The following is a 14,275-nucleotide window of genomic DNA, read 5'->3' on the forward strand; positions in this document are numbered from 1 at the left end:
GTATTCGCAGAGAAACCGGTGGATAAAATAAAAGAAAAAGTCACAGAGATAATAGGTAAAATCTCTGATAAAGCTAAGGAGTTGGTTCAAGAAATTACTGATAGAGGATCAGATAACCCTCTCATGGGTAGTGTTTTTAGAGAAATGTCTCTGTTTAAACGTGAGTCTATTCTGTCTCTTGTTACTAACTATAATGGTACCGTTAAGTCTACGCGTTTTAGATTGTTTTTACCTACTGTGTTGGATGTGGATGGTGATGGTAAGAAGGATGTTCGCGTCTGGGTTTTCCGTAGGCCTGGTGTTGATTTTAGTCCGCCTGCTGTTTGTCTTAAGACGACTTTAGTGGTTCGTCGTCTTAATGATGATATTAAGAGTGGTCCTTTTGAGATATATCTGGAGTATAAACCGAAGATTATATCAAAAATTGTTGGTGGTGCACTCGATCGTATTAGAATAGGTTATCAGACCCCTATGGGTGCAGAGATACCTGATTTTTTAAAGTTGACACACACATACGTTCCACGTTTAATATACCCGCGGCTGAAACCTATGCATAAGCTGATGATGGACCCTGGCTCAGCAGCTGGCAAAACAGATTTGAATCTATTATTCTCAGTTGCTGACATGAATGGTGATAATGTATCATCACAGCAAATGTTTAACATAAACTATAACCCTGTTGTTAAAACACAGGTATCTTTCGGCAGACTGAAAAAACATTTAGGTTTCGATCTGGAAATAAGCTCTTCAAATGAATCAAAAACTACGATTTTTTATACAAAAGAAGAAACAGGTAACAACATGGATATTGGTCTAGTAATAGACAAATTATCAAGTTTTAATTTCCTGTTAGATTTAATCAAATCTTCAAAAGGTAATAGCACAATTGAGTATGAACGCCTTAGTTCAAACAAGGTTAATGTTACTCTTTTCAAGAAAAATTCTGATAACTTCTATTTCTACATAAAACCCCTGCCAAAACAAATAGTCGCTACTTTCCTCCCAGAATCAGTTGGTTGGATGAACATTGATACCTTTGGTGAATATGTAAATGAAATAGGTTTTTGCAATGATCTAGTAGATCCATCTTGGAGGCTTTATTTCTCGGATTTACCCTCTGTAGCAAAACTCAATTGGACTCTATCAAAAAAGAAGAGTTTAGAGGCTGGTAGCCTAAAAATGTATGGTGATACAAACTGCTCCGTGCACCTAAACGCGTCGTTGAACGACATCTTGAGCACAAATTCAAATGCAGATGTAAAAATAGATGTTTTCGCTCAAAACAATATTGACATGTCGTTTTCATGGGATTTCGAAAAACAGTATCTTCAACTAGATCAAAGTAAAACAGATCTGAACCTGTCTTTATCAATACATGATGATAAAGGTAACACATTTGATGGCTCTTGTACCATAAAAAACCTAAGCAGTGGTCCTTTCACAGTTTTTTATGACGAGTTATCAGACGAAAAAGTGAATTTATCCTTCTCTGGCAAATCGTTTGATGTCTATAATTTACATGCAGAAACAAACCTGGAAAAGTTTGGTAACTTCACAGTGATCACAGGCCATATCCTAAAGAATAAAAATGGGAACCTAAACATTAGCATGTATGCAACAAAAAACGGTTCATATATAGACTGCAACTGCACCTTTATAGTAACTGGTGGAATAGAAATATATGATTTACTTTTAGGTTACAATGGCGTCTGGCACAATAGATCCTATATAATCGTGGATGACAACGACATTTTATACTTCCAATTCGGTGGAACATTCGACGTTGTTTTCAACATCGCCGACGACCTATCATGGGGATATATAGCCTTACGTGGCAGCGTCTACATTGATGTGGATTTCAAATTCATTTCAAACAAAACATCAGGAATCATAAAAGGAAAGATACATTTCAACTCAAACGGTGGGCTGTTTAATATCTCATGGGTCACTGTCTCTGGCGAGAGGCAATTTACCTTTGATGGCAGCGCCATAGTTAGCCTATCAAATTTCATTTTTAAACTCGGCGATATCATAAATATCTCCATTCCAGTGCTCTCAGGTAAACTCAAGCTGGAGAATGTGTCAAAAGTAAACGGTGCATTTAAGCTTGAATTCCAAGGCAAAGGCTCACTCTATCTGATCACATCTTTTAAATCCTCAAATAACTCCAACCAGTCAGATGTACAACTCAATGTTTCAATTGATGCATATATCAAAACCGGTGAAACACCTGGTGTCATCGCTGTTTCATGGGATAACTACAATGTTACAAGCTTTGAAACTGATTTAAGAAACAGTGGAGTTCTCACCATAAATGATTTAGACATCAAAAAAACAGTTGATGGCAACAAAACAGTAAAAATTGAAAACCTGAGTGCTAAACTATCTGGTTACCTTCACATAGATATTACCCACACAAATACTGCTAGAAACACGTTTGTCGCTGTCTCAGAGGATGCAGATATAGATATCCACATAGGCTGTTTTAACACCAGCTACCTGTTAAACAACAGTATTCAATGGTTGGATTTAGGCTCAATAAACATTTCCATCAACTCAACTGGTAGAACAGTTTTTTCTCTCCTAAATTTCACAAACGAAAGCTTCATCGAACCAATATATGCCCAGGAGCTTAACTGGTATAATCTAACAATGAGTATAAACGCAAATAATAGCATATTCATCCTAAGGGATTTTTACATAGAACACTTTGCAAATTATAGTACAATCATCCTAAGAAACTTCAGCGTTGCAGATGGATACTCTAAGATAAAATTCTCAGCCGCCCTTAATCTATCATTCATGGTTGCACGTTTCGCCAACCTATTTTTCAACAACAGCCAGAACATCAATATTTTACTTGACAATTTTTCTTTAAACGTGGTTCTCGCTGATTTCCCACCCGTGCCTACCACTATTTACTCAGGGAAACTTACTGGTGGCATACTCGACATTAGAAGCAGATTTTTTGGCATCGCAGCTGTAGAAATAACTAACGGTAGCGCCATAGACCATCTAGGCATAGACATTATACCATTCCAGGGAACACCAAGTTTTCATTTCAACACCTATATCTGCGCGCCTGTTGATTATCTCTTTTTTGAGGTAAACGACATGGAAATTGAAAAAGAGTACATACTAATAGATACACACAACACTAGCACAAAAATGAACCTGACATTTTTAGTCCCCACACAACAAACCCTTCCAGGTTCTAAAATCTTTAACACCGCAGGGTTCCGCATCGATAACGTAACAATACAAGCTGACAAATTCATTGTAAACACACCAAACCTTTTCTCATATCCAGAAAACGCTAGCATCTATGATTTCAGCGTATCAGGGTATATACACCTAGAGGGCGGGGGCAACATATGGTTTTTAGTAAACGGTGTATGGCACCCGCTATACCAATACAATGGTTCCTTAACTGTTACACCAGGTCATCTAAAACTTGAGATAGATGGTGATATGTCAGTCGACCGAATAATACCCTTATCAGATAACAGTATACTTACAGTCAAAGGCAATTTCACCGCAGACAACTGCATATTTGAAATCTGGTGGGAGAGAACCATTGACAATAGCATACCAGATATGATAAAAATCGAATTCAACGGAGATATAAACATAAAAGGATTTTTGTTCAAAGTTGAATACAACGATAAAAATGGTTTAGACAAAATCGCTGTTTCATGGCAGGAACTCGATGTTCTAGGACCAGCATATTTTAACATTAGCTCAAAAAACGAGCCATCATTCAACATAAACTGCTCAGCCAAGTCATTTGATTTGACAAACTTTGAGTTTACCAACATCAATAAAACAATGCAGCTTGGCTCAACTAGTTTTTCAGGTGAGTTCTCGATTTCAACTTTACCTGAGCATACCAACTCTTTCTACTATATAGGTTTCTGTGTTGAAAAAATAAATGGGGTTTTTGAGATAGAAAATATAACTATGCCATCTTATTCATTAGATAAAATTGATAGGTTCTATTTCGATGGGTATGGTGATATAAGTTTTGAGAACTGGGTGGATTTAAACGACTATGATACACATGTTGTTGTGGAAATACAAAACAGCCTAAATATTAATTGTTTTGAGGTAGACTTTGATAACGGTGCATCGTTCAAGATAGAGCATTTAAGCTCAGGAGCTGGGTACATAACCTCTGGTTACATCCATGCAGCTTGGAACATTTATCTTGATGCAGATGGCATGGTTTTCCTTGACAGCGGACCTGAAAACAATCCTATTTCTTTTCATAACCTAAGATTCTCTTATAATAGACCTCGTCAGCTTGGTTGGGGTATACGCCTAAGATTCCCAAATCATTATTTTGATGCTGACCTGTGGTGCATACAATGGGATCCTCTATGGTACAACCCAAACACAGGTGTGTTTATAATCAGACCACTTTCCATACATATAGATGGCGTGATTCAAATTGGTAGAGTTGACCTTGAGATATATGATGGTAACTATTGGTATTATCTTGGTAGATGGCCGATTCTACCATAAAAAAAATTTGGGAGAAGATGATAAATATGAAAATAAATAAGATGAAAAAAACAGTTGCTCTTATCATGATATTAGGATTTTTTGTGGCTACAATAGCTTCAGCTAATGCTGGTGTATATGGTAACAGGCCGCCTAATAATCCACAGACGCCAGAGGGGCCAACAGGTGGTGGCATGATATTTAACCGTGTTGTTGCTGGAAACAGCTACACCTATACTACAATTACAAATGATCCTGATGGTGATAGTGTATATTATAAATGGGATTGGGGTGATGGAACAAATAGTGATTGGGATGGACCATGGAGTTCTGGTGTGGGTGTTGAGGGGAGCCATACCTGGGCTGAGGCAGGTGTTTATCAAGTGAAGGTAAAAGCTAAAGACTCTCATAATGCTTCTAGCGGGTGGTCTCAGCCACTTAATGTTACTGTTAGCAACAGACTATCCAGTGTTTATACAGGGTCAATGTCTATAGGAAGTAGTGGAATGTGTTCTAATTCAGTTTTGCTTAAAAAAACTGCTAAAATAGAGTTTTACACAGGTATTTTATTAATCTGATAACTTTTATATAGTAAATTATATATAGTAGGTAGGATAAGTATTAAATAGAAATAAATATATATTCCTCAATAAAAATATATGAAGGGATATTAAATGGGGAAAAATACAACCATAAACATGAGATTAGGATATATAATAAACAAGCATACACCAGCTAAGTTCATCAGCATATTAATGGTATTTCTAATGGTTTCAACTGTTTTTTCATCAACGGTATTCGCAGAGAAACCGGTGGATAAAATAAAAGAAAAAGTCACAGAGATAATAGGTAAAATCTCTGATAAAGCTAAGGAGTTGGTTCAAGAAATTACTGATAGAGGATCAGATAACCCTCTCATGGGTAGTGTTTTTAGAGAAATGTCTCTGTTTAAACGTGAGTCTATTCTGTCTCTTGTTACTAACTATAATGGTACCGTTAAGTCTACGCGTTTTAGATTGTTTTTACCTACTGTGTTGGATGTGGATGGTGATGGTAAGAAGGATGTTCGCGTCTGGGTTTTCCGTAGGCCTGGTGTTGATTTTAGTCCGCCTGCTGTTTGTCTTAAGACGACTTTAGTGGTTCGTCGTCTTAATGATGATATTAAGAGTGGTCCTTTTGAGATATACCTTGATTACACACCGAAGATAGTATCAAAACTTTTAAAAACTTCACTACCTAACTTTAGAATAGGTTATCAGACTCCAGATGGTAAAGAAGTACCTAAAACTTGTATAGTTACTCATAAGAGTATTCCCCATTTGATATATCCGAGGCTACAAACTACTCATAGGGTAGGTATAAACCCAGTTTCTATAGTTGGAAAGAGTGACAGTCAGTTGAATCTTTTGTTCTCTATTGTAAATGAAACAGATGAATCCAAATTAACAATACAGGTTAATCATAGTCCTGCTGTTAAAAATGAGATATCCTTTAGTTTAAAAAAGGAACATTTTGTTAGACTAAGAGGAAGAACAATAGATATCATTAGGCAAAATGTTGTAGACTCAAATGTTACGCTTCTTATAAAAGATATAATAGGAAATGATGAAGGTTCTTTAAGCATAAAAAATATTCCTAAGCAAATTTCTTTATCTTGGCTTCTTGGTATAAGAAATGGATACATAGATATTAATACATATGGATATGGAACAGGCAATGTTGAGGCCACAGTTAATAATGCTTTAAAAGTTGGTTTCATACCTGAAACAGGTTTAGATTTTCACCTTGGATGGAGAACCCCTGGTATCAGAAAAATAAAGAAAGGCGTAGATTCTGATATCACCTTTAATACCTACGGTTCTGCCGTTCTGTCAAATCTGTATATGTTTGTGCCTGACTCAATTAATTTAACTGCATCCTTACTTTCATTAAAACTAGGAGTTAAAAGTGAAGTAGGCGGGTTTGTGTTAAAACCATTTGGTGCAGATAATTTACTAGTTAATGTAACAAATGCTGAGGTTACACTTAAGGATTGTAACGTCGATTTTAAAATACCTGAGACGCCTGATAAACCCAAAGTTTCAATTGTTAATCCAAAAGATGGCGATGAAGTTGAAAAAACTATCATAATAAGTGGTATTACTGTTCCTGCTGATAAAAAAATTAAGATGGTTCAAATATGGATAGATGATGGCGAAAAGATTAATCTATCAGTTGACGCAGATGGTAACTGGTCTTATGGTTGGAATACCCTTGGGTTAGTTCCTAATGGTGAACATACAATCAGTGCAATAAGTATTGATGAAGGTGGAAAAGTATCTGACGAGGACAAAGTTACTATTACAGTAAATAACGAAGGTGGAAACTGGTATCCGACCGTGGATATAAAATCTCCTTATAACCTTCAACTAGTATCTGGAGTTGTTTACGTTAATGGTACAGCTAGTGATAAGAACAATGACCCTCTAAAAGTATACTTGGATATAAAAAATATTTTAGACAAAAGCGTAATCGGTGGTGAAATTGAGTTAGCTGTTGACAAATCAGGTCGTTGGTCATACAAATGGGATACAAGCAAATTAACAGCTGGCCTACACACCATAAGCGTAAAAAGCTATGATGGAAAAGACTATACAGTAAACCCAGTATCAATATATGTTTGGGTTAAAATTAAGAGTGCACTAGATTTCACTCTGGCAGATGCATCAATTAATGTCACTAATTTTGCTTTGAAATTGGATATAACTGGCAAGGATATATCTCAAGTGGAGGTATCTTCTCTCAAAGCATCTGGCAATGGATACTTAAGTACAGGCGAAACTTTTTCCGTTGGTGGCTTAGGAGTTTTAGATGTTAAAGATGCATATATATCATTGATAAACAAAACAGGGGTAACCACAAAGCCTTTGGATAATTTATCAGTGTATTTCGATGGCCAAGGTTCTTTAGAATTATCAAAAGAAGAAATATCTCTAGGATTCGATGCATCGATCTATTTACACGTGGATGAAGCCTTTGGTATAGAAAACTCAACACTCGGTTTAAAAGGGCGAGCATCTGCAAAAATAAAATTTGATAAATCTGGTTGTACAATTGGTGATGAAGATAATTTCGATGTAAACATCACAGACCTAGTCTTCAAAGTCGATAAAAAAATTGATATCAGTGCGAAAAGGATAAGTGCAAATGGAACAGGGGATATTTCAATAACAGGCAAAAAAATAACCTTATCCAGTAGCTCAATTAAAAGCGATGTAGATGAATTATCTGTTTACACAGATCTTGGTGTTTTCTCAGTAAGTGGAAAATTAAATCAAAACAAATATGGGGAGATAACATTTGAATTCATAGATTTATTTAACTTTAAAATGTCATATAATGGTTATGCAGATATGGTTATAACAGATTTTAAGTTCAAGGTTAATTCCTCAAAAGGTAATGCCACTGTTAGCGCAAAAAGTGTAAATGTTGAACCAGAGGGTCATGCTGAGTTTTCCTATTATAAGGATGAATTAGATATTATCTCTTGCATAGATGTGATTGGTATAACTCTTGATGATTTGTTACTTGGCTTCAATGACTCATTCTATGGTCCCTTTGATTTAAGGTGGGATGGTAGCGCTTGTTTCACACTAACATCTGATGTTTTGATAGAACATGGTTCTGATTGGATACGTATAACAATCGGTGGAAAAGGCAGAGCAAGTTTCAATTTACATACTACTATAAAAATCAACGAATACAAGGGTTATCTAAACGCTGATATGAGTCTCACAAACGGTAATGAAAAATTTGTTGTCTATCTATATAATCTAAAAAGCAACAACAAAGGTTTCAATATCTATGGTTCAGCGGTTCTAAACCTAGAGTTATTTGAACTATATCTTGAAAACAGTACAACAAATGAAACACTAGTAAACATCTCCATTGTAAACCTAAAAGCTAGTTTTGATATGAACTCATCTGGTGGTAAGAACGGTGATGAAGGCAGAATTTTATTTAATTTAAAAGAGGCGGGGGTAGCTTTAGAAAATGGTCATATATTCATTAATATAGCTGGTCAATATTGTTTTTCGCTAGCTGGCTTAGTAAGTATCTCTACATCTGTTGGGACCTCAGGAGCTATAGAAGTCATCTGGAACGAATCTGGCCTGAAAATCTTTGAGGTAGATTTTGATTCGTATACTAATGTTAGTATCGAAAACCTGCGATTTAGATATATAAAGTACATAAAAGGATCTTCAGCTGAGCCATCAGAGGTAAAAACAGATATCAAATTATCTGCAGAAAAAATACTAATTAACAAAAATAGTAAATTTGTTATAACATCAGATTATATAAATATAAAAATTAATCCATCTGACTACAACACATTACCTACCAAAGAAAATCCAGATACTAAAGAATTTACAGGCGTTTTATTAGAGGATTTCTATCTGAATGCCACTTTATCAAATTATACTGGTGCTGAGATAGATATCGGCTCACTTAAAATAACAAGCAGCATAGATATCTATTATGATGGTAATATTTCGATTAAAGGATCCGGTCATATTACCGGTGATGATATTTTCATTTGCGCTGGCGTAAAATACGATGTCAACTTTTTGTTCATATCAGTTGATATAGATTCATTGGATGTTTATGCTCAAGGTACCGCAGAAGTCACTGTCAAAGACAAAAACATCAGCCTCTATGGTTACGGCGATCACACAGACATTTCTCTTGTTAATGCAGATGTAAATCTTATCTTTTCTGAATTATACATGTTTTTGACATTGAAAGAACTCAACATTCAATATACAGGTAGTGCAGAAATTAACGTTAAACTTGATAATTCCGGTCTAGTTGCTAAGGCAACACTATTTGATGATAATGCATATATCACAATTAAGACACTATGGGCGTACATTAGTTTCGTCGGTGCTGAAATACGACTAGATGACGTTTTAATCTATGGAGATACAACCATCACATTAGATCTTACAAGTGAAGTGTTTGTTACTATACATACTGATGAGACTATAACGATCCGAGCTGTTTTAATTTCACTTTATTTTATTGATGGGCCCTTAAATATTAGATTATATGGTGTTAGTAATAATGCAGTTGCTGGTGGATCTTCGTTTTCAATTGGGGTAGACGCCTTATCTAATCTCCTAATTGGGATTAATGGTTCATGGCACATAAACGGATTATGTATTAATAAGATAGGTCCCGTTAAAAACATAGATGTTGCTGGTGAAATATCCCCACTTATAATAGGATTCGAACCTAGTTTCACATTTATAAGATTTGAAGGCACTGTTATAAGACCAACTAGTTTGTACTTAGAACTAACAACATTTGGTGGTATCAGTTTTGATTTAAACCCCGGAATTTTTTCAGTTGCTTTTGATCTGGGTGAGTCTTTTGGTATACTCGCGTATTCTGAATCATATTTAACAGTTAATTTGATTCATCCTTTGCTAACTTGTGTTCCAATTAAATTGAAGGGACTAGTTGAGATATATGGGTTCACTGTCTCAATTTCAGAAAATGAAGATGAGGTAGATGAAATACTCTCGATAGTATATTTAAAGCTAAATGGCGAACTTGAGATAGCAAACAGATGGAACATTAATGGAAGTTGTACTGTATCCTCCTTATCAATTGAATATACAGGTAACTATTTCACTGATATGCTCTTAAGAAGTAATATCGACTGTTATGGAACTTTATATATTACTCGTTGGAACCATTGGAGAATTGCAATAGATGGAGAATTACATTTGTCGCCTCGCTCATTCATCTTTGATGATAGTTCAAATGAAGTAATTATAGAATCTTCAGAGGCTCTTGTTACAATAAACCAAATAACACAACAAATTAACATTAACACGATAAACGGAGAAAATATCGAAATATATGCAAATGGACAAATTGTAATCAACGGAAATCAAGTTCCGGCAATGGGTGCTACTCAAAATCAAGAAGTACAACAACAAGCTCAACAACAGGTTCAACAGATTTTAGAAAATATACTACCTGGCATATTATGGATCTGGATATGGCGGCCATTCCAACAGGATTGGATGCGGGTATGGCCGATAAATCCACAAAACGATCCACCTCTAATAAAAGGCGTAGTAACTCTACTTACTAGACATGACCTTGATAACGCATTAGACAATATTAAAATAATACCAGGCGACAAAGTTAATTTTACTGCATGGTTACTACCAGGCCAGGAAAAAAACGAATCATCTGATCATTACACTTTTTCGTTTGACTTCGGGGAAGGAAATACTTCAGTTGTTAACATAAGTAAATCAGTAAAACTAATAAGGGTACATCCTAGTCTTGAACCCAAATATTTAGTTCCAGGTACATATACTGCAACTGTTACTGTGACCGATGGTTCTCTTGAAATTGCTTCTCCTACCACAATAATAAATGTTGTGGAAGAATATTTAGATGTAGAAGAAACCCTTAATGAATTCGACTACGAGAAAATAAGAAACCAAACAGTTGTACATGGATATTTCACTGTTAAAAACATCGCAAACGAATCATGTTCAAATTATATGCTCCATTGGAATATGAGCATACCGGAAATACCATTTGGCTCAAATTGGAACTTTGAACCCAAGGAAGGCATCTTGGGACCTAATAAAAGCCAGATAGTTAACTTCTCATTCACACTCACATCACAAGATACACCTGGGGACTACGATACTCCTGGAATAATTTTCTATGATAGAAATAATACTGATGTAAAAGATGTTGTAAAAATTCATATTTATTACGGCTTAGTAGAGCTTTTCCCAGTATATGATACAGTTTACTTTATTAAAAAAGACTCCAACACAACATTAGATGATGTATTTTGGGTAATTAGCAACCGCTTTGAAACATTAGACTGGGAAATCAAGAGTGTTTCAATTACAGAAGGTAATCAATCTGACTTCGAATATGGGTTCAAACCCTCAAGCGGAACTTTACCTCCAAACAATTCCTTCGCTGGTGTTGACCTATGGATAAATGCTAACGAACAATTTACAGGGTGCACAATGAAAGTAAAAGTTCAGAGGAAAAACGATGTTTATGATTATGATAACGTCACAATTATAATAAAAGCAGTAAAACCTGACAAATTACAAAATTATATCTCACCAGATAGTCACGATGAATCAGACTGGATTAGAGAGGATTATGCATACGATGAAATGCCAATTTTAACATGGGCTGTATACAAAGAACTAGGTGTGAATGGATGGTCTGATCCTCTAACTCTAAAAAAGAATGCACCGATAAATATCGACGGTTTTAAAATCCGTGCACGAAAAGAAACACATCTTGATCAGATGGAAATAAAATTCTATAACGGTGCTAACCAAGTTGGGTCTACATTAACTTACACCGATTGGCTAAATAGAGATTGGAAAGACGTTGAACTCAACAGTCCATTACTTGTCGATAAAGTAGTTATAAGATTCCATGAGGACGCCCCTCTAACAGGATTCTGGGTACACCGAGCATTTGTATACGAGTTTTATTTCATACAAGAACCATAATGTGATACCATATTACTATAACCAAAAAAATAAAACCTAATCAACCTCTTTTATTTTTTCCATAATTTGAGAAAAAACATTATTAACCACATAATTCTATCTGCAAACCATGGTTGATAAAAAGAAAAAAAAGAAAGAAACAAAAAAGAAATACTATTACTACAGCAAAAAAGAAAAAAAAGTACAATAAACTAAAAATACCTAGGCAGAGCATCAACACTGGGATCAAAACCATAAACCTCAGATTTCTTAAGCGGCGTAACAACCCTACTAGAAACACCATTCAAACTAAAAGGCAAACGAATAAGCCGCATCTCACCACTAGTAACAAAACTATCAATACCAAAACCCTTATACTTCTCAGCAATACGCTTACGTTTCTCACGAGAAAACTTTATAGTATCCCTATCAAAAACATGAATATGAAAACCACGACCAGAAAAAACAATACGAACATCACTATAATTCTCGCATAAGATATCATACATTTTTAGTACATTCTCACGTGTAATCTCAAAAGCTTTTTCACAAAAAGAAAGACCCGAACCTTTTTTCATCCTTTTTTCAAGCGAACCATGAATAGGGCAGTCAACGTTCTCTGGATCAAAATCAAAAGCTAGCTCCTGACCAATAAAATTACTCCAACCCCAATACTTCCTGAGATTAAAAGAGTGACACAAAGAAAAATCTTTGTAATAGTTACGATCATAATAAATTCCCTCAGGTAAAAACTTGTTAATCCAATGCATAACATCATTTAAATTCCTATATTTATCAATAATCAAAGGCTCGTTCCTATCACTTTTATATTCTGCAGGATAAATGTTTGAATGACGACCTATAACAACAGCATAAACAAGTTTCCTACCAACCCAGTCACGTGCTTTCCTTAGATTAAAATCGCTGTAAAACTTTTTTCGTTCCTCCAAAGTAGAGGGTTGCATACCATATGGTAGATCCATAAGCAAATAAAACATGCTTAGCTTTTTAATTGTTCGCTTAATAGTATTATATAATAATATACACTGCTATTTACAAAAAAAAAGCTATTGCTTTTTAATTTTTATTTTTCAAACAAAAACCAACTTCTGGCGAAAAATATTTGTATAACCTTTATATATAAGTATTATATACCTTCTAAAATCTCAAAACCCAGACATTTCCGGTCTGACCCATGAGAATAGGTTATCTTACTATCTATGACTGGGTCGTTTCAGATCTGGGTTACAAAAAAAAATGGATGTGGAGGTTCAAGAAAAAGCAACACACCCCTTAGGGGGACTTGCGCTCTCTTGAATCTGACGATCGACGTATGTTGGTGTAATTTTTGATCTACCCACCAATTCCTAAAAAAAATTTAAGTGTGCATTGATTCTGGTTGATCCTGCCAGAGGTCACCGCTATTGGGATTCGATTAAGCCATGCGAGTCGTGAGGGTTCGGCCCTCGGCTGACGGCTCAGTAACACGTGGATAATCTGCCCTTAGGTGGAGGATAACCTCGGGAAACTGAGAATAAAACTCCATAGATCTAGGAGGCTGGAATGCACCTAGATCAAAAGCTTCGGCGCCTAAGGATGAGTCTGCGGACTATCAGGTTGTAGTCAGGGTAACGACCTGACTAGCCTACGACGGATACGGGTTGTGAGAGCAATAACCCGGAGATGATATCTGAGACACGATATCAGGCCCTACGGGGCGCAGCAGGCGCGAAAACTTCGCAATGTGCGAAAGCACGACGAGGGAATCCCAAGTGCTGGCTCGTTAGAGTCAGCTGTTTCTATGTCTAAAAAGCATAGAGAGTAAGGGCTGGGTAAGACGGGTGCCAGCCGCCGCGGTAATACCTGCAGCTCGAGTGGTGGCCGCTATTATTGGGCCTAAAACGTCCGTAGCCGGTTTACTAAATGCCTAGGTAAATTGTATGGCTTAACCATACGAATTCTGGGTAGACTGGTAAACTCGAGACCGGGAGAAGCTAGAGGTACTCCTGGGGTAGAGGTGAAATTCTGTAATCCTAGGGGGACCACCAGTGGCGAAGGCGTCTAGCTAGAACGGGTTTGACGGTAAGGGACGAAGCCCTGGGGCGCAAACGGGATTAGATACCCCGGTAGTCCAGGGTGTAAACGCTGCTTGCTTGATGTTGGTTGAGCTCCGAGCCCAATCAGTGTCGGAGAGAAGTTGTTAAGCAAGCTGCCTGGGAAGTACGGTCGCAAGACTG

4 protein-coding genes and 1 rRNA gene are annotated in these 14,275 nt (G+C 36.2%); 4 read left to right on the forward strand and 1 reads right to left on the reverse strand.

What is annotated here, in order from left to right:
• The first annotated feature begins 18 nt into the window (after positions 1-18).
• From QHH19_00285 to QHH19_00295, 3 genes are all read left to right on the forward strand, one after another.
• Positions 19-4,524 carry a hypothetical protein gene (locus tag QHH19_00285; protein MDH7516786.1) on the forward strand — a complete coding sequence of 1,502 codons (4,506 nt, stop codon included), beginning with the start codon at positions 19-21 and terminating at the stop codon, positions 4,522-4,524.
• A 26-nt stretch (positions 4,525-4,550) separates the two neighbouring features.
• Entirely contained in the window at positions 4,551-5,081 is a 531-nt protein-coding gene (locus tag QHH19_00290) for a PKD domain-containing protein (GenBank protein ID MDH7516787.1), read from the forward strand.
• 96 nt (positions 5,082-5,177) lie between these two features.
• Positions 5,178-12,059 carry an Ig-like domain-containing protein gene (locus QHH19_00295; GenBank protein ID MDH7516788.1) on the forward strand — a complete coding sequence of 2,294 codons (6,882 nt, stop codon included), beginning with the start codon at positions 5,178-5,180 and terminating at the stop codon, positions 12,057-12,059.
• Between the two features lie 191 nt (positions 12,060-12,250).
• Here QHH19_00295 and QHH19_00300 read toward each other — a convergent pair whose 3' ends face one another.
• Positions 12,251-13,021, reverse strand: a complete 771-nt coding sequence (locus QHH19_00300) for a DNA primase small subunit domain-containing protein (protein ID MDH7516789.1) — start codon at positions 13,019-13,021, stop codon at positions 12,251-12,253.
• Positions 13,022-13,430: 409 nt separating this feature from the next.
• Between QHH19_00300 and QHH19_00305 the strand changes: the two genes are divergently transcribed.
• Positions 13,431-14,275: ribosomal RNA gene (locus tag QHH19_00305) — 16S ribosomal RNA — on the forward strand; the annotation flags it as partial.

The organism is Candidatus Thermoplasmatota archaeon (genome assembly GCA_029907305.1).
Lineage (GTDB): Archaea > Thermoplasmatota > E2 > DHVEG-1 > DHVEG-1 > JARYMC01.